The sequence below is a fragment of the Halosolutus halophilus genome, assembly GCF_022869805.1.
GTDB classification, from domain to species: domain Archaea; phylum Halobacteriota; class Halobacteria; order Halobacteriales; family Natrialbaceae; genus Halosolutus; species Halosolutus halophilus.
Window position 1 is genome coordinate 2473247 of record NZ_CP094974.1, and the last position, 17176, is coordinate 2490422.

Annotated in this window: 13 protein-coding genes; 4 read left to right on the forward strand and 9 right to left on the reverse strand. The window is 60.0% G+C overall.

Annotation, left to right across the window (positions count from 1 at the left end; genetic code table 11):
* Positions 1 to 43 precede the first annotated feature (43 nt).
* The 5 genes from MUG98_RS12180 to aglF (MUG98_RS12200) all read right to left on the reverse strand — a co-directional run bounded on the left by MUG98_RS12180 (position 44) and on the right by aglF (MUG98_RS12200) (position 5847).
* Complete coding sequence (locus MUG98_RS12180; protein ID WP_265112377.1) at positions 44 to 1228, reverse strand: glycosyltransferase family 4 protein; 1185 nt, start codon at positions 1226 to 1228, stop codon at positions 44 to 46.
* Positions 1229 to 1246: 18 nt separating this feature from the next.
* Complete coding sequence (locus tag MUG98_RS12185) at positions 1247 to 2494, reverse strand: glycosyltransferase family 4 protein (protein WP_265112378.1); 1248 nt, start codon at positions 2492 to 2494, stop codon at positions 1247 to 1249.
* Between the two features lie 390 nt (positions 2495 to 2884).
* Positions 2885 to 4084: a glycosyltransferase family 4 protein gene (locus MUG98_RS12190; protein ID WP_265112379.1), complete on the reverse strand. Its 1200-nt coding sequence runs from the start codon at positions 4082 to 4084 to the stop codon at positions 2885 to 2887.
* Positions 4081 to 5067, reverse strand: coding sequence for a GDP-mannose 4,6-dehydratase (locus MUG98_RS12195; protein WP_265112380.1), 987 nt, complete (start codon positions 5065 to 5067; stop codon positions 4081 to 4083). The genes MUG98_RS12190 and MUG98_RS12195 overlap by 4 nt, the downstream gene beginning before the upstream one ends.
* Positions 5068 to 5073: 6 nt before the next feature.
* Positions 5074 to 5847 carry a UTP--glucose-1-phosphate uridylyltransferase AglF gene (gene aglF, locus MUG98_RS12200; protein ID WP_265112381.1) on the reverse strand — a complete coding sequence of 258 codons (774 nt, stop codon included), beginning with the start codon at positions 5845 to 5847 and terminating at the stop codon, positions 5074 to 5076.
* Positions 5848 to 6246: 399 nt separating this feature from the next.
* Here aglF (MUG98_RS12200) and MUG98_RS12205 point away from each other — a divergent pair, with 399 nt between their 5' ends.
* Both MUG98_RS12205 and MUG98_RS12210 read left to right on the forward strand, forming a co-directional pair.
* Positions 6247 to 6948 (forward strand): phosphatase PAP2 family protein, encoded by a 702-nt coding sequence (locus MUG98_RS12205; protein WP_265112382.1) that lies wholly within the window; start codon positions 6247 to 6249, stop codon positions 6946 to 6948.
* Positions 6949 to 7548: 600 nt separating this feature from the next.
* Entirely contained in the window at positions 7549 to 9309 is a 1761-nt protein-coding gene (locus MUG98_RS12210) for a PGF-CTERM sorting domain-containing protein (RefSeq protein WP_265112383.1), read from the forward strand.
* A 171-nt stretch (positions 9310 to 9480) separates the two neighbouring features.
* Here MUG98_RS12210 and MUG98_RS12215 read toward each other — a convergent pair whose 3' ends face one another.
* Positions 9481 to 9663, reverse strand: coding sequence for a hypothetical protein (locus MUG98_RS12215; protein WP_265112384.1), 183 nt, complete (start codon positions 9661 to 9663; stop codon positions 9481 to 9483).
* A gap of 176 nt (positions 9664 to 9839) precedes the next feature.
* The gene (gene aglF / locus MUG98_RS12220; RefSeq protein ID WP_265112385.1) at positions 9840 to 10613 is read right to left on the reverse strand and encodes a UTP--glucose-1-phosphate uridylyltransferase AglF; all 774 of its coding nucleotides are present in this window, start codon (positions 10611 to 10613) and stop codon (positions 9840 to 9842) included.
* Positions 10614 to 10971: 358 nt separating this feature from the next.
* Between aglF (MUG98_RS12220) and MUG98_RS12225 the strand changes: the two genes are divergently transcribed.
* Together MUG98_RS12225 and MUG98_RS12230 are read left to right on the forward strand one after the other, a co-directional pair.
* Positions 10972 to 11955, forward strand: a complete 984-nt coding sequence (locus MUG98_RS12225; protein ID WP_265112386.1) for an NAD-dependent epimerase/dehydratase family protein — start codon at positions 10972 to 10974, stop codon at positions 11953 to 11955.
* 82 nt (positions 11956 to 12037) lie between these two features.
* Entirely contained in the window at positions 12038 to 13762 is a 1725-nt protein-coding gene (locus MUG98_RS12230; protein WP_265112387.1) for a glycosyltransferase family 39 protein, read from the forward strand.
* Between the two features lie 9 nt (positions 13763 to 13771).
* Here MUG98_RS12230 and MUG98_RS12235 read toward each other — a convergent pair whose 3' ends face one another.
* Both MUG98_RS12235 and MUG98_RS12240 read right to left on the reverse strand, forming a co-directional pair.
* The gene (locus tag MUG98_RS12235; protein WP_265112388.1) at positions 13772 to 15883 is read right to left on the reverse strand and encodes a glycosyltransferase family 39 protein; all 2112 of its coding nucleotides are present in this window, start codon (positions 15881 to 15883) and stop codon (positions 13772 to 13774) included.
* Positions 15876 to 16649: a LamG domain-containing protein gene (locus MUG98_RS12240; protein ID WP_265112389.1), complete on the reverse strand. Its 774-nt coding sequence runs from the start codon at positions 16647 to 16649 to the stop codon at positions 15876 to 15878. Before MUG98_RS12240 ends, MUG98_RS12235 begins: the two co-directional genes overlap by 8 nt.
* Positions 16650 to 17176: the final 527 nt, after the last annotated feature.

Below are 17176 nucleotides of genomic sequence, written 5' to 3' on the forward strand. Positions count from 1 at the left end.
CTATCACCACCCGAGAGAATTACATCGCCCGGTCACCTGAGAGTCACGTGACGCTACGATACTCCCGAAGGATGTGATCCAAGACGTGATCGGGTTCGAACCGTTCGAGTCGGGCCTCGCTCCGTTCACAGAGCACGGCTCTCGTCTCGGGATCGTCGGAGATGGACGCCAGTTTCGAGCGTAATTCGTCGACGTCACCCGGGTCGAACGTCAGGCCGGCGTCGCCGACCACCCACGGGGGACCGCCGACGTCGGAAACGATCGCCGGGGTCCCACACTGCATCGATTCGAGCACCGCTCGGCCGAACGGCTCCGGCCACGTCGCCGGGTGGACGAACACGTCTGCTGCGGCGTAATAGGCCGGAAGCTCCGAGTGGGAGACCCAGCCATGGAACGTGACTCGATCCGCGACGCCGAGCGACGTCGCGTACGATTCGAGCGCCCTCCGGTCAGGTCCGTCTCCGACGACGTGAACGCGCAGTGGGAGATCGAGTTCCGCAGTCGCATCGAGGAGCGTTCGAAGGCCCTTGTACTCCTCGAGGCGGGCGACTGAGAGCACGTCCAGGCCTCGCTCGTCGAATCGATCGGGAAGCCGACAGGGCGAGTCCATCCGAGCGAATTCGGGGACGTAAAAATTAGGGACGACCGTGATCTCGACGTCGAACCCGACGGACGAGTAGACCTCTTTTACGGCCGGACTTTGTGCGAATAGCTTGTCCACCCGACCGACCAGTCGAGGGACGACGGACGTCCGACCGACGTACACCGGCGTCTTCAGCAGTTTTCGAATTCCTCCCGCGTCGTCGTGGACCAATTTACTGAAACTGGAGCAGCGCTCGTAACAGTCGGGAGTCATCTTCGACTGATTCGTACAGAACAGGGCGTACGAATTGAGCCTCCCGACGACCGGGGTTTCGCCGCTGCTTCGATACAGTCCGGCCGCGGGAAGCAAAATCGGCGTAAATACGTGAAAGAGGTCACAGTCGTCGTATCGATCCATGAGTCGTGCGACTTCCCGAATCCAGCGCACCGCGTGCGCTGATCGGTCGATCGAGTGTTCGGCGACGATGTAGGGTCGCTCCAACGGCAACTCGTTCTGATCCCGATCGATTGTCACGACCCGTACCGAGTGGCCGCGTTCCGAGAGCGACCGGGCCAGCGCATCGAGACTGACGTTCGATCCGCCGCCGCTTGCGGTCAACTTCTCGCAAACGATCGTGATCTCCATGTATTTGCTACCCGGTTGCTATCGTGTTTCCGCGTACAGTTCCGCCTCACTTCCATTATCCGCGACAGCGGTGTACAGTTTCAGGATACTCTCGAGGACGCGCTCCCGATCGTACTCCCTCGCTTTCCGCTTCCCGCCACGCGACAGGGTGCGGAGTCGTTCGTCGCGGACGAGTTGCAGTATCGTTTCCCGGAAGTCGTCGATGGAACCGTCAGTAGTGACGCCGCCCGGTCCGACGATCGATTCGACGGTCCCGTACTCGCTGGTCACGATCGGAGTCCCCGTTGCGAGCGCCTCTAGGTACACTCGAGCTAACGGTTCCTCCCAGATACCGGGATAGACGAAGCAATCGTGCTCCGCATACACGGCCGGAAGGTCGCTGTTCGGAACGAATCCCCTGAAATCAACGAGGTCCTCGACGCCGTGCGCTTCCGCCTGGGTCCACAGCGCAGACTCCAATCCACCGGTTCCGACGATTGTCAGTTCGAACTCGAACTCGCTGTCGTCCAGCGCGCTCAGGATCGGAATCAGCTTTCTCACACCTTTCGCTTCGATGAGATACCCTACGTACAGGAGTCTGTAGCGCTCTGTGAACTCGCTCCGGTGGTCGATCCAGAACGTCTCGTCTACGGGATGGGGAACGACGCGTATCTTGTCGCGATCGTACCCGAACTGAGCGTAGTTCTCTCGGACGTGATCGGAGGGTGCACGAAACGCGTCGACGTGCTCGAGGCGTCGTTCTCCAGATCGAACCAATCGAAGCGAGAAGAGTTGGCTCGCCGTCCGATAGAGATAGCCGAACTCCTCGTTTTCGAACCCCGTCCGAGCGATGCAGTGTAGACACTTCGAGAGCGATTTCCGCTCGCACTGCGTCTCGTTCAGGTAGAGCAGATCGTTCTTCGCGCACACGCCCTGGTACGCGTTCAGCGTGACGACGGTCCCTGCGTCAGTCGCCGCTCCGATCTTCGCGACGGCAGGGATCAACGACATCAGGTAGCTGTGAACGACGTCGTACTCGCCGAACTCGTCGAGTCGAGCGGTGACCTCCTCGTTTAATCTCGTGTCCGTGTGCGGGTGGCTGCTGTTGCCGGTGAGATACCGGTACTCGACGCCGGCGTACTGGAGTTCGTCGTCCGGCGTGTCGGTACAGTAGACGCAGACCTCGTGGTCCGTTTCAGCGAGGCCGGTTACGATCTGGGTCGCCGTGTGAGTCGCCCCCGTTCCCTCTGCCGACGGAAAATGTGGATGGATGAAGGCGATTTGCATTACGAACGGGTATCACGCGGCGTTTTATAATAGGTCGTCACTATCGCCGTGAGAGTGTTCGAAGCTAACGAATCGCCGCGGAAGCATCCGTCTTTGGCTAATACCCACAGTAATACAGTCTGACCGTGATTTTCGGTCTGATTTCATCCATGAACCTCACTAAACCGCCGGAGACGCCAATTCTCAGCGTTGTCTGGCGTCTGATTTCACAATGAAGAGCATCTCACCAGCTGGGATCGCCTCTCAAATATCATCAATTATGATACTAATTCCTCAGATTACTACCAGTCTGGGCTAAAGACGAACCGCCGCAGAAGACACGCGTCGAGAGCCGACGGTGACGAGTATCACGCGTTGCGCCCGAAACGGCGACTGTAAACGGTTCCGGATTCACACATCGCCGTGAATCGCTCGCTGGAATTCCTCGACGAGCACGTCCTGTGAGTAGTCGGTTTCGACAAACTCCCGTCCTCGATCGCCGAACTGCTGGCGTTTCGAGGGATCGGCGGCCAGTTTCCGGATCGATCGGCAAAAGCCAGTGACGTCGTCCGGCTCATGGAGGTAGCCGCACTCGCCGTCGGCCACGCTGTGCTCAATCCCCCCGACAGAACTGCCGACGACCGGAAGTCCGGCTGCCATGGCCTCGATGACGGTGATACAGAGACCCTCGTACAACGAGGGTTGCGCGTAGATGTCGACGGTGTCGAGGAACTGCGGCAGATCGCGAACCGCTCCGAGAAACTCGACGTTTTCGATGCCGGCCGACTCGATTCTGGATTCTAGCGCCCGTCGTCTGGGGCCGTCGCCGGCGATTCGAAAGACGATCTCGTCGTCCGAGAGTGCATCCGCGACGGCGAGGAGCGTTCGATAGTTCTTCTGTTCCGACAATACGCCGACGCTTCCGACGACTACGCAGTCGGTATCCTCGTGCTCTCGCCGTTCGAACTCGTCTAGTGGGATGCCAGCGATCGGAACCGTCTTGACGAACTCCTCGCTGAGTCCGAATTCATCTCGTAACATCTCCGCGACGGGTTCGGAATCCGCGAGGAGAACGGTACTCAAAGAGTTCGTGGTTTCGAAGACTTTCTTTCGAACCGTCGTCTGGAATCGCTCGTTGTGTTGCCACGTGGCAACGACAGCGTCCGGATTGACGACGCCAGCGAGTCGAGCGACCAAGACGGAGTGAAAGAGCGAGCCGACGATGACGTCTGCGTCAACGACGGCCGACACCAGTCTCGACACATCCCGCGGGGTTCTGAGGCGTTTGCAGTCGATTATCGATTCGACGTCCGGAACTCGTCGGTCGACGAACGTTTCGTCGTAGCCGTCGAGAGTTGCGATCGTGACGTCGTACCGATCGTCATTCAGCCCATCCAGCAATCGACACAGGCCGACCTCGGCCCCTCCCGTATCAAGCGTGGTGATCACGTACACCAGGTTGCACACGTCCGTTTCCCGGCTCGTCAACAGTCCCTGATTCGTCGCCGTCTCACGATTCGACGATGCAGGGACCTGCTGTGAAGGCCGTGTGCTTTCGGTCTCAGTTCGGGTGAACACGCTCGCGTCGGCCTCGATAGACGGATCGATCAAGATTCGACCACCAATGGCCTGTACCACTCTCGATTTTCCCGGTACCAGTCGACGAACTGAGAGACGCCGTCGCGAATCTCCGTGCTCGGCTCGTAGTCGAGCAACTCGCGGGCTTTCGTGACGTCGGCGTGCGTGTGACGCGCATCCGCTTCTTTGGGATCGGTATACTCGGGATCGACATCCGCCCCAGTTTCGGCGATCACGTGCTCGGCGAGTTCCTCGATCGTGATCCTCCGCGTCGAGCCCACGTTCACCACCTCGCCGTCGGCGGCCGACGTCTCGAGCAGCGCGAGGTTCGCCTCGACGACATCGTCGACGTAGGTGAAATCCCGCGTTTGTTCACCGTCGCCGTAGATGATCGGCGGCTTTCCGTCGAGACACCGCGAGGTGAAGTTCGTGATCGCCATGTTCGGGCGCATCCGCGGCCCGTAGACGGTGAAGTACCGGAGGCTGACGGTCGGGACGTCGTAGACGTCCTTCCAGACGCGACAGTAGTGTTCGGCCGTGAGCTTGGTCACGCCGTAGGGACTCTGCGGGACGGTCTGGTGATCCTCGTCGTAGGGCAGATACTCCACTTCGCCGTAGACAGAGGACGACGAGGCATTGACGAACCGGCGGACGCCGTACTCGTCGGCCGCGGTCAAGAGAGTGAGCAATCCAGTCGTATTGATCTCGTGAGGTTTCTTCGGGTTCTCGACGCTCGTGCGGACGCCCGCCTGGGCGGCCTGGTGATAGACGACGTCGATGTCCTGGCTCGAGAACAGGTCGTCGACGAGTTCCTCGTCGGTGATCGATCCCTCGACGAACTGGAACCGATCGCCGCCGGCCTCACGGCAACGACCGATATTCTGCTCTTTGATCCGCAGGTCGTAGTACGGCTCCATGCTGTCGAGGACGGTGACGACGTGGCCCCGTTCGAGCAGTCCGGTGGCGACGTGCGACCCGATGAACCCGGCACCGCCGGTGACGAGTGCGTGCGTCATCGCGGGTCAATCGGTCCCGGCTTCCGAGGGCTGGGCGGTCTCCGTTGCTAGCTCGGCGGTTCCCTCCGGCCCACCTTGCAGTCGCTGCTCCGCACGGTTTCGATCGTCCGGGTAGCCGACGTCGACGCGCCACCCTTCCATGCGGATCGCGTCGATCGTTCGGCCGGACTGGATCAGCAGGTCGATCGCGTCCGGAAGTTCGTACTCGCCGCGATCGCTCTGCTGGACGAGATGGCAGGCGTGGAAGATCGCCGGCGTGAACGTGTAGAAGCCAGTCATGACGAGGTTCGACGGCGGATCGTCGGGTTTCTCCATCACCTCGACGATCTCGCCGTACTCGTTCGTGTCGAGCACACCGTACCGGGAGGCTTCGTCGTATGGGACCTGTTCGACGAGGAAGGCCGCGTCGGCGCGGTCTTCCTGCTGGCGGTTGACGACGTCCGCGAGGTTCGCCCGGAACACGTTGTCGCCGAGCATGAGCATGAAGTCGTCGTCGATGAACGGCTCGACCTGGAGAATGGCGTGAGCCAGCCCGAGTTGCTCGCGCTGGTGGGCGTAGGTGATCGGAACGTCCTCGTAGGAGTCGCCGTACCGATCGATGATCTGCTCTTTGAGGTAGCCGACGACGACGATCAGTTCGTCGGCACCGATCTCGATCAGGTTGTCGAAGACGTCCTCGACGATCGGCCGATCGTCGACCTCGACGAGGACTTTCGGCTTGTCGTCGGTGAGCGGGCGAAGACGTGTTCCTTTTCCTGCAGATAAGACGACAGCTTGCATGTGCTACGACCACTCCAAAATCGGGTAAATAGGTGCGGCCTGTCATTGCCGGTTTTCAACGTAGAACCCATTCAGAGTCGCTCTCGTTCCCGTTACCGGGACAATCACCGTTGGAAGTCTTTCCCAACGAGGCACAGACGAACGGGGCGATTACCACACTACTGAGGGCAGATACGACGGGAGAGTTCGGCCAGGTGGTGTCTTCCGTCTCGGCGGAAGGGAGGTTCGCCGTCGGCGATCGAACGGCCCGCTCGACGATCGTCGCACAGTTCTCGCTCGCCACTGCCGGCTCTCGTCGCCGATTGTAGCCATTATCCGACTGGACAGTGTACGGGGGACGTGATGCGGCGTCCGTGACGTCGTTGCGGCATCTGCAACATCACCCCGCTGAAACCCGCCATGGATCGAAGCCTCGGCGTGACAGAACTGGTGCGTGCTGCCCTCCCCGAGTGGAGCGTACAACTGTTCGAGTTCGCGTCCGTGCTCGGCAACGAACTCGTGATCGTCATCGGGTTGCTGGTGCTCGTGATCGCGGACGTCCGGGGCTCGGTTCGGCGCGGGTCTGATCGGCTCGCGTCCGATCGGACGGGATTCGTCGTCGCCACCGTTCTCGGAGGGCTCGCGCTCGCACTAGTCCTGAAGACGACGTTCGGATTCTCACGCCCCCCATCGTCTATGCAAGCGATCCCCCGCGAAGGCGGCGGTTTCCCGAGTGGCCACACGATGGCTGCGACCGTCTTCTGGGGGGCGCTCGCACTCTGGGATGAGCGATTCACGGACCGCAAACGGATGGTTGCGACGGTAGTCGTAATTGCACTCGTCGGATTCTCTCGCCTCGCACTCGGTGTCCACTACCTCGTCGACGTCCTCGCGTCGGTGGGGTTCGGCATCGCGTATCTCGTGCTCGCTGCGAAGGTCACCGAACACGAACCCGACAGGGCGTTCGCTGGCACGGCGTTGCTCGGCGGCCTGGCAGTCCTGCTGACTGGAGGGACCGTCGACGGATGGCTGGCGTTCGTCGGCTGTCTCGGTGGTACCGCAGGATGGTGGGTCATAACCAGACCGTCGATCTGGAAGGTCTGGCGCGGAGTAACGCAGTAACTCCCCGGCGTCGTCACCTTGAATGTGAGGCGCTGTTCTCACGGACGGCACGGGGTGCCGCGGTGTGCACCAGAATCGGGACTGATACAACCGTCACGGTGCCGATACCCCGTGTCCAATGGTGAAAGCGCCACTCGATCGAGTAACCACGACTAACGAGCCGTCGACCCGCACGCCGTCCCAGAAATAGTTCCGGAGGATCTCGAACTGCCGTTTGTAACACGCTACCCGTCGATTTCTCTGGCAGAAACAGTAGTCTGAATCGATCACTCGATTCAAAAACGCTCCGTTCGACCGTGCGAGACCGCTTTGAACAGTATTCGATCGATTGTCCCGGTGACAGGAGGTCCGTCTCGTCAGGGATGGTGGAGAAGCACGGGATTTCGCTCGAGTAGTCGACGCATGAGGTCTCGGTAGCCCCCTTGTTCTCTGCGACAACTGGTAGATAACAAAGCAAGTCTTCGAGATAGGTCGGTTTGCGATGCGCAGATTCAGCAAAAAAGACTCTCACGGCGAATCGCAGATCGATCCATGAAAGTTACGACAGCGAAACGATCACGGTTTACGACGATTTTAGTCGCCTGTATGGTCGTCTTGTCGATGGTAGCAGCCGCCGGACCGGCCGCTATCGCGGGAGAGGACAACGACGACGGTATGCAGACGATCGAAATGGAGAACGGTGAGGCGCTCTACCTCTCGTTCGGTGCCGATCTCGGCGACATGTCGTTAGAGGAGTACGTCGAGGAGCACGCGGACGAGAGCGGTACGTCGAACTCGGAGGTCATCCAGTACCAGGACGTTGATCAGGTAAACATCAACGAACAGGGACAGGCGGTCTCCATCTCCATCGATGGCGGTGAGGCCACTGCCATCCAGGAGGTCAACCAGGAGAACAACAACTCCCAGATCGGCCAAGCGGCCGCGGAGAACTTCGCCGGCCACGAGACGATGTTCGAGGACGTCGGCGACGTCTACCTGATCATGGGTGACGGCGACAAGCAGTTCGACGGCTGGGGGATCGTCGACGACAACGGCGAGGCGACGGTCACCCAGACCGCCGAGGCGTCCGTCTCCCAGGCCCAGGAGGTCAGTCAGGCGAACGTCATCCAGAACACCACCGCGCTCGCGTACGCCGAAGACGAGAGTACGGCGACCGCGGTGCAGGTGACCGAACAGTCGAACCTGAACCTCCAGGAGGGGTCGGCGAACGCGACGAACGTGTACGGCGATAACTACGACGGAGACAAACACAAGAAGGGCGACGACGGTGACGCCGCGACTGCCGCCCAGGCCGCGAGCGCAACCGTCGAACAGGCCCAGGAGGTCCAGCAGATAAACGTTCACGAGCGGAACGCCGCCGTCGCCATCGCAGTCGGTGACAACGCGTCCGCGACGGCCGTTCAGATCAGCGAGCAGTCGAACATCAACGAACAGATCGGGACCGCAGAAGCCATCAACGTCCTGATGGAATCCGCGGGAATGCACGTCGCGACCGCGAGCACCGACGGTACCACCGACGTCGTGAGCCAGGACAGCGCGGACTACCCCGAGCCCAAGGACAAGAAGGGCGACCACGCTGACGACGGCGTCACGCAGGCCGCCGAGGCCAGCGTCACGCAGTACCAGAGCGTCGAACAGGTGAACTTCAACCTCAACAGTTCGGCCCAGGCGATCGCCACGGGCGGGAGCGAGGCTGAAGCGGTACAGCTGACCTACCAGCAGAACATCAACGCGCAGGTCGCCTCCGCCGAGGCCCTGAACGTCTTCCTCGAAGACGCCGACGGGGACCACGACAAGAAAGACAAGAAAGGGGATGGCGACTACGAAGAGGGCCACGACTACGAGGGTGTCTTCACGACCGAGACGACGACCGCGACGATCAACGGTGACGGGGTCGGGGACACCAATATGACGGCCTTCGACTACGACGGCTCCAACGATCAGCTAAACGACGTCGACCAGTACTCGAACGCGGAGATCGAGCAGAGTCAGAACGTCACGCAGGTGAACCTTGTTAACTCGAACACCGCACTAGCGGTCGCCGAGGACGAGGGAAGTGCCTCCGCGTTCCAGATCAGCATGCAGGAGAACGAGAACGTCCAGATCGCCAACGCAGAGGCGACGTCGGTCCACGAGGAACCAGTCGACGACGAGGACGAGAAAGACCAGGACGATGAGGACGAGAAGGACCACGACGAGGAGCAGACGAACGACGACGAGGAGTCCGACACGGTCGAAGAGACGAAATCCGAATCCGAATCCGACGACGACACCAAGAAGGACGACTCGATGCCCGGCTTCGGGGCCGCAGTCGCTCTCGTCGCGATGCTCGCCGCAGCGATGCTCGCGAGGCGCACGTAACAGCGAGCACCGTTTCCGACGAAACGGCTCCGGTCGAGTGTAATCGGTCGAATTTCGACGACTCGTTTTTTCGGACGTCGGCAGCCAGAGACAGTGTTGCAACGGCCGCGGGATCGAATTGCGTATGGCGGACCGTCAGCGTACGTCGAGTCCTCAGCGGACGGCGGATCGTCAGTTGCTCGTATCGTCGGTATTCGACGAGTCGAGAGCCGCGCCCTCGCCGCGGTGCTCGGCCAGCGCTTCATCGATCGTCAACTCGCCGGCCGCAACCCGCCACAGTTCGAAGTCCTCGGTGGCGACGACGATAACGACTGCCCCCTTCGGGACCGATTCGAATAAACGTACACGATCCACCGCGGACCCCCGGGCGCGATCGATTCGAGGGGGACGCTCTGATCCGTCGCCCGGCCGATCGCTTCGGATACGGGGCTACCCGTTCGAGACGTCCTTCGGTGAGTCGAAGCAGTGGCTCAAGTGAGGAAATAGAATCACGATAGCGACGGTAGACGCTCCTGAGTAAACGATCACTGTCAGTCGGTCGCGGACTCCGGTTCTTCCATGATTTCTGCTTCGATGGCACCAGTCCGACTCGATTCGTCCTGTAGCTGCTCCGCGGCGCGATCTCTGTCTTCGGGGTAGCCGACGTCGACTCGCCATCCTTCCATACGGATGGCATCGATGGTTCGGCCGGATTGGATTAACAGGTCGATAGCGGCTGGAAGTTCGTACTCGCCCCTGTCCGACGGCTGGACGAGGTGACAGGCGTGAAAGATCGCCGGCGTGAACGTATAGAAGCCAGTCATCACGAGATTCGACGGCGGATCGTCCGGCTTTTCGACCACTTTGACGATCTCACCGTACTCGTTCGTGTCGAGTACACCGTAGCGGGACGCCTCTTCGTACGGTACCTGTTCGACGAGAAAGGCCGCGTCGGCGCGGTCTTCCTGCTGACGATTGACGACGTCCGCCAGGTTTGCCCGGAAGACGTTGTCACCGAGCATCAGCATGAAGTCACCGTCCACGTGGGGTTTTGCTTGCAGAATCGCGTGGGCCAGCCCAAGCTGTTCGCGCTGGTGGGCGTAGGTGATCGGAACGCCCTCGTATTCGTCACCGTACCGATTGATGATCTGTTCTTTCAGGTACCCGACGACGACGATCAACTCGTCGACGCCGATTTCGAGGAGGTTGTCGAAGGCGTCCTCGATGATGGGGCGTCCGTCGACCTCTACGAGTACCTTGGGTTTGTCCTCCGTATGTGGGCGCAGGCGCGTTCCCTTCCCTGCCGCCAAGACGACTGCTTGCATGTGCCGCCAACCACTTCGAATCCGGGTAAATAGCTGTCACCTGCATTTTCAGCGGTCGTCGATTCGACTGTGCGGACACGTTTCCGTCGATAATCGACTCGAACACCTGGCGAAAATTAGCCGTATACCCAGAATTAGACGGTTCTTTGTCCACAGATCTTGTCATTCTACGCTATTAACGTATGGAAGTATAATGTACTGATTCGGTGTGGAGGCGTGGTATGGGCGAACTCGAGGGGCCCGGCCACGCACTTGCAACAGAGACGAAAGTACCGTGGACAATCGGGGACACGGCTGAACAGAGAGATACCGGTCGAGTACGAACTGGAGCCGATGTCGTACCGCAGTTCGATCGGCCATGAACGTACTCGTTACCGGCGGTGCCGGGTTCATCGGTTCGCACGTCGCCGAACGACTGCTCGACCGAGGTCACCACGTCGTCACGCTCGACGTCCTCGATTCGTATTACGATCGCTCGATCAAGCGACGGAACCTGCGGATCTGTCGTGAAACCGGCGGCGATCGATTCGAGTTCGTCGAAGGATCGATTACTGACGAGCGAACGGTACGCGACGTCATCTCGAGTCGCGACGTCGACGTGATCTATCACAAGGCCGCCCAGGCGGGCGTCCGCACGAGCGTCGAGAATCCCCACAAACCCCACGAAATCAACACGACCGGACTACTGACAGTGCTCCAGGCCGCAGACGAACACGGCGTCGATCGGCTCATCAACGCCTCGTCGTCGTCGGTGTACGGCGACGCGGACACCCTGCCGTACGTGGAAGATGCCCGGACTCGGCCCCGGAGCCCCTACGCCGTCACGAAACGTACCGGGGAACACTACTGTCGCGTCTGGAACGACGTCTACGACGTTCCGACAGTCAGTTTACGGTATTTCACCGTCTACGGGCCGCGGATGCGCCCGAACATGGCGATCACGAACTTTACGTCCCGCTGTCTCAACGGAAAGCCGATGCAGATTTACGGCGATGGCCGGCAGAGCCGGGATTTCACCCACGTCGCCGATGTCGTCGACGCGAACGTAGCCTTGCTCGAGACCGACGCGGCCGATGGCGAGGTGCTGAACGTCGGGTCGACCGGCAACATCACGATCGTGGAACTGGCCGAACACGTCGCCGAGGCGACCGGCGGTGAGTTCGAACTCGAGTACACCGAGCCGAAAGCGGCGGACGCACGCCACACCCACGCCGACGTGTCGAAAGCCCGGAATCTGATCGGGTACGAGCCGTCGATATCGATTCGAGACGGAGTCTCGGCGTTCGTCGACTGGTACCGGCAGAACCGCGATTGGTACGAGCCGCTCGTCGTTCAGTCGTGAAACGTGATCGTTCGGTGGCCCGCTACGGGAATTCTAAGGGTTGGACGTGGAAAAGCGAATGATGGGTTCGACGCACCGGTCCGTGGGTCAGACTGCCGTTAGATACCTGCTCTACGTGACAGTCGGGCTCGTGGCGCTCGATGTCGTCGTCGATATCGGGTCGATCGTTCCAATCGATCGACTGACGCTCATCGTGGCAGGTGCGCTCGTATTGGCTTCCGCCATCAGGTACGTCGGACCCGAGTCTGAAATCGGGGCGAGAGCGCTCTCGCCGTCGGTTCGACAGCCTTCGGATCGAACCGTCGCGATAATTCTGCTCGGGTTGCTCGTCGCCGGCGGCATGCTCCGTGCGTACGCGCTGGGCGCTCAGAGTTTCTGGTTCGACGAGGCGATTTCGACGAACGCCGCGATCGCCGTTCTCGAGACCGGCCGACCGACGTTTCCGTCGGGGTACACGTACTGGCGGGCGTTTCCACAGACGCTCGTGATGGCGGGATCGATGGCGGTGTTCGGAACCGGAGAAGCGGCTGCGCGAGCACCGTCGGTCGTCTTCGGCGTCGCGACGATCGGCGTGACCTACTGGCTCGGACGCGAGGTCGGCGGGCCGCGCGTCGGGTTGCTCGCGGCTGCGCTCGTCACGTTTGCGACCTGGGAAATCGCCTGGAGCAGGCAGGCACGCATGTACCAGCTGTTTCAGTTGTCGTACGTTCTCGCACTCGTACTTCTATTGCGAGTCGAACGAACGTGGTTCGGCGATAAACGGTCGGTCGTTGCCCTCGCAGCCGTCAGCGTCCTGGCCGCGTTGACACACCAGATCGGGTACGTGCTGTTGCCGATCGCCGTCGCGTATCTCGGACTCACAGGTCTGATCGACGGGCGACTCTCCGGACGCATCGTCGGTAGTCTTCTCGTCGGGTCGCTGGTTCTCCTGTTCGCAGTCGAGTTCGTCACGTCGGGATTTACGGGCGCGATCGAGAGTGTGTCGACCACTGACGTGGACTACCAGGAGGCGTACACTGACTGGCTGGTAGAGGAGTTTCACGCGTTCGTCTATCTCGCAGTTGTGGGTTCGGCACTGACGTTCTACCGTGGCCGATATCGATCCGGGACGTTGCTCGTACTTGCGGTCGCTCCTGCGGCCTGGATACTCAGTTTCCACACGGAACTGTTCGCCAGTCGGTACCTCTACTTCGTCGTCCCCGTCTTGTTTCTGTGGGCCGCGGTGACGGTCGACTTCGTGGCCGTCGGCGTGGCCGATCGGGGACGGGCGATCGGTGATCGTCTTCTGGACGCGGATTCGTCCGTCTCTCGAGCCGACGGCGGGACGGCGACGGCATGTGTCGCTTGTTCCGTGGCGATCGCGTCCGTCGTCCTATTGGGGTTCGGCGGCGGGTTCACCGTTACGCCACACGCGGAGTACGAGTTGGGGCCGAACGCCCCACAGCCCGAGTTCGCAGATGCGTACGAGTACGTGAACGAGCATCGAGAATCAGGGGATGTGATCGTAGCGGGCTGGACAGCGACGGGTGTGTACTACGCCGGCGGTGTCGACTACTGGCTGGCACACGATCTGACGGGCTCTGGAGGGAACTGGACAGTCGACGGCGTGGATCAGTATGCGGGCGCGGAACCGATCCGAAGCGCGGACGATCTTGAGGCCGTGATGGACGACAACGAGCGCGGCTGGATTGTGGTGGACGAGATGGCATTGGCACGACAGCCTCATGAACTGCGCTCGGAGCTCGAGGCGATGCCGAATTATCGGTCGGACTCGGTCTACGTCTTCCACTGGGATGGTGACGACTGAGCATCGATCTTACTCGATCATGCTCTCGTTGAAGTAGTACACCTCTACGTTGGTGTTGTCGACGCCGCTACCGTGGCGTTTCTCGAAGTGTTCGTCGGCGTACTCCCGGATTTCCGGGTGGACGTGATACGACTTGTCCGTCTCCCACGTTATCCACCCCGATCCGTGCCGTTCGAGGTCGTCGTAGAACTCGTCGGGTTTGTACTCCTGGTTGTTCTCCATGTCTATCACTGTGGTGTCGCTCGGCAGTTCCCGCAAGTAGTAATCGCGTGGATACTGGGCGAACAGAACTTCCCCGTCGGAGTTGAACTCTTCAACGATTGTCCCGTAGGCAGTCGTAAAGTCCTCGCTGTCTTCGTAGTAGTAGTCCTCGTAGTCGGTCGCGATCGGGTAGACTATACTGGTCACGAGCAGGAGTACCAGCATGACCTGGAGAATCGGGACGTCAATGGCTCGCACGAATTCAGCGTACGCGAACAGGACGAGTGCGAGACCGAACGGAACGACGTGGACGATGTACGCAAAACTGGCGTACCGATCACCGACGTAGAGGTAGAAGACGAGCGAGAACAGACAGAGGACGTAAAGAAAGATCAGCTTCTGTCTACGCGGCCCGTTCTCGATCCGCTGGAGCGTTACGAGTCCAGCGACGAAGAACACGATACCGAGCGCTGATTCGAATGGGAACTGAAGGAGATATTCGACGTAGACTGTGTTATTCCGTTCGAAGAAGGACAGGAACTGCTCGAGAAACTGCGCATAAGGTGTCCACTGGGCGAGAAGTGCCAGGGCGATTATCCCGACGAGTCCAAGTCCCCATGCAGTCCAGTACTTTCGTTCGCCCGTCGTCATCGCCCGATAGACGACGTAGACGTACGTCGCGGCCAGCACGATCAGAGCGTTGTAGTGGATCTGGTACGCGACGTAGAGGACCGGAACGGTCACGAACCCCAGCGTGAGATTGAAGTCGAAGTACTGCTCGACGGCGGCGTTGAGCCGATCGTTCCGTAAGTCGAGGGAATTCCCTTCCGTCGTGGCCCGAAAGACGAGATACGTGAGCACGAGAAACAGCGGGAGCAACAATGCGTACATACGCGCCCAGCGGAAGTAAAAGAGTAGGCGTGGGTAGACGGCGGCTCCCGCGCTGGTCGCGAGTGCGACCGTCCTATGTTCGGTGAAGTGCCAGACGACGAGGTAGCAGATGGGGATGAACGCGACGCCGAAGAGGGCGGAGATCAGCCGTGCCGACCACTCGGAAACCCCGAATATTGCGTACGACGCCGCGACGAGCAGAGTATGTGGCCACGCACGATCGTAGTACCGGTCCGCATGCCCGTCCCTGATCCAGTCCCACAGGTACAGTTCGCCGGTGTAGTAGTAGCTGGCGGCCGCGTCGGCTACCAGGTACTCGTCGCCCTGCAGGTGGAACGCACCCAGTCGATAGATGTAGAGGATCGCTGCCAGCACCGTCGCCGCTCCGATGCCCAGGACGAAGACGCTCACACCGGCGACAGTCAGGGGCTCTTGGTGTGTGTCCGGACGGTTTCGAATGTCCTCCTTCCAGAGAACGAGCCCGACGAGAACGAGCGCCAACAGGTATGTTCCCGAAGTGACGTACTCGTCGATCGAATCGGAGAAAACCGACGAGAGGGCAACGACGGTAACAAGCACGGCACCGATTTTCGTCGCGAGGATCGCACGTTCGCTGTCGTCTAACGCGAGCGAGAGCGTCAGCAGAAACACGGTGAGGGAGAACAGAGCGGTGAGGTTCACGTGGTGGTGGATCTCGAGTCGACTGTAAGCCAGACCCACTAGCAGGACGTACAGAACAATCAGGTTTCGCGTAGTGAGACGGACGATCATCTCAATGTCCGACGGGTCGATTCTATCGAACGGTTGCGAGAGTCGATTCGAGTACGGAAATCGATCGCCGTACAGCCACGTTACGGCGAGGGCGCCGCCGACGAACGAGAGTGCGATCAGCCGGTCGGTCGAAAGGTGAGACGACACCTCGAGGACGTCACCGACGTCAAGGAGGAAGCCGGCGATGAGTACGATAACCAAGAAACGGCCGACCAACCCCATTGCATCGACTTCCACGACCGCTGACCGTTCACCCATCGGTTCGTCTCACCTCGTATCCAGCCGTTCCGAACGCGAGCAATGCGACCGCGATGGTGGCCCCGAGCCTGAATTCCTCGGTGAAGAATGCCGCCGGTAGCCACAGACGATCAGCATACAGCGCGTTCACTTCTGCGGGTGAAACCGCACGGTCGTAGATACGCACCTCTGCGATCTCCCCGTCGAACGAGTACCCGCCCGGTCGCCGTCCCACATATATCGTCTCCGTCTCAACGTCTTCCGAGATCTCGAACTCGTCGACGAATTCGCCGTCCACGTACAACTCGAACGTCCCATCGCGGTGGATCGCAGTCAAGTGCTTCCACTCCCGATCCTCGTAGTCATCGGAGTCGATTCCCTCTTCAGTGGTATAAAATCCATACCTATCGTACGGTGCGACGATTCGCCACGAATTGCTCGCGACGACTCCGGCGAAGTACTCTTGGAAACCGTTTCTCACCTCGACGACAACCGTGAAGTCGTCTTTGAGTGGTCGTTCCTCGAGCTCGAGGACGACGTAGTGTGAACCCTTTTTGAAGAGCATTGCCCCGTCGGAAACGTCGGGGTGATGATCGTCATCGGTAACAATCTCACCATGGTTACGTTCGCCGGAGACGTCCCTGACCGTCTCGTCGGTTACCGCATCCTCGCCGAAGTCGTAATGGATGACTTGATCATCGGAGAGGCTCGAGACGGGGGAAGCTACGTAGCCGGCCGTAGCGACCACGGCAAATAATAGAACCGAGAGCAGCCAGTATCGGCTCATTCCTTTTCCTCGCCACCGATGAAGAATATAAAGCTTGGCCACTCGATATCCGGACGGAACAGACTACTCGAAAGATCAAATTCGAAACCGTGGTGAGAGTTCGTAAGCTCCCGTAGACTTCCCGTGTGAGTTTTACGGTAGTGGACGTCGTGTGATAGATCGTGACCGAGATCCGCCACCGGGTTCGAGGCCAATTACCTCCAGTGGATGCTCGTTACTGAATTCCCCGGTATACGCTTTCGTTGAGGTCTTTTCGTGGGCTATCGTCAGCCACGAGTATGCGGCCCAGCAGTGGTGACATTCGCCGAATATGTTCTAGACACGTTTGGAGTCTGTTCGGCCGCAGGAACGTCTTGAATCCGATCGTTACGTTTTTGTCACACATCTCTCACCACTACCTCAGCGGGTCGTTGGCAGATTCGCGAAATGATGGAGTAAATACTCCTGATACTCCAGAAATGGGAACAGGTGAATCCTGCCTAGGAGATGAGAGACAGTACAATGGGGCACCTCTTAGTCATCTAATC

Coding starts and splice junctions, on each gene's coding strand:
- MUG98_RS12210 (WP_265112383.1), top strand. CDS start 7,549: ATGGTAGCAGCCGCCGGACCGGCCGCTATCGCGGGAGAGGACAACGAC.
- MUG98_RS12225 (WP_265112386.1), top strand. CDS start 10,972: ATGAACGTACTCGTTACCGGCGGTGCCGGGTTCATCGGTTCGCACGTC.
- MUG98_RS12180 (WP_265112377.1), bottom strand. CDS start 1,228: ATGGAGATCACGATCGTTTGCGAGAAGTTGACCGCAAGCGGCGGCGGA.
- MUG98_RS12235 (WP_265112388.1), bottom strand. CDS start 15,883: ATGGGTGAACGGTCAGCGGTCGTGGAAGTCGATGCAATGGGGTTGGTC.
- MUG98_RS12240 (WP_265112389.1), bottom strand. CDS start 16,649: ATGAGCCGATACTGGCTGCTCTCGGTTCTATTATTTGCCGTGGTCGCT.
- MUG98_RS12205 (WP_265112382.1), top strand. CDS start 6,247: ATGGATCGAAGCCTCGGCGTGACAGAACTGGTGCGTGCTGCCCTCCCC.
- aglF (WP_265112385.1), bottom strand. CDS start 10,613: ATGCAAGCAGTCGTCTTGGCGGCAGGGAAGGGAACGCGCCTGCGCCCA.
- MUG98_RS12185 (WP_265112378.1), bottom strand. CDS start 2,494: ATGCAAATCGCCTTCATCCATCCACATTTTCCGTCGGCAGAGGGAACG.
- aglF (WP_265112381.1), bottom strand. CDS start 5,847: ATGCAAGCTGTCGTCTTATCTGCAGGAAAAGGAACACGTCTTCGCCCG.
- MUG98_RS12195 (WP_265112380.1), bottom strand. CDS start 5,067: ATGACGCACGCACTCGTCACCGGCGGTGCCGGGTTCATCGGGTCGCAC.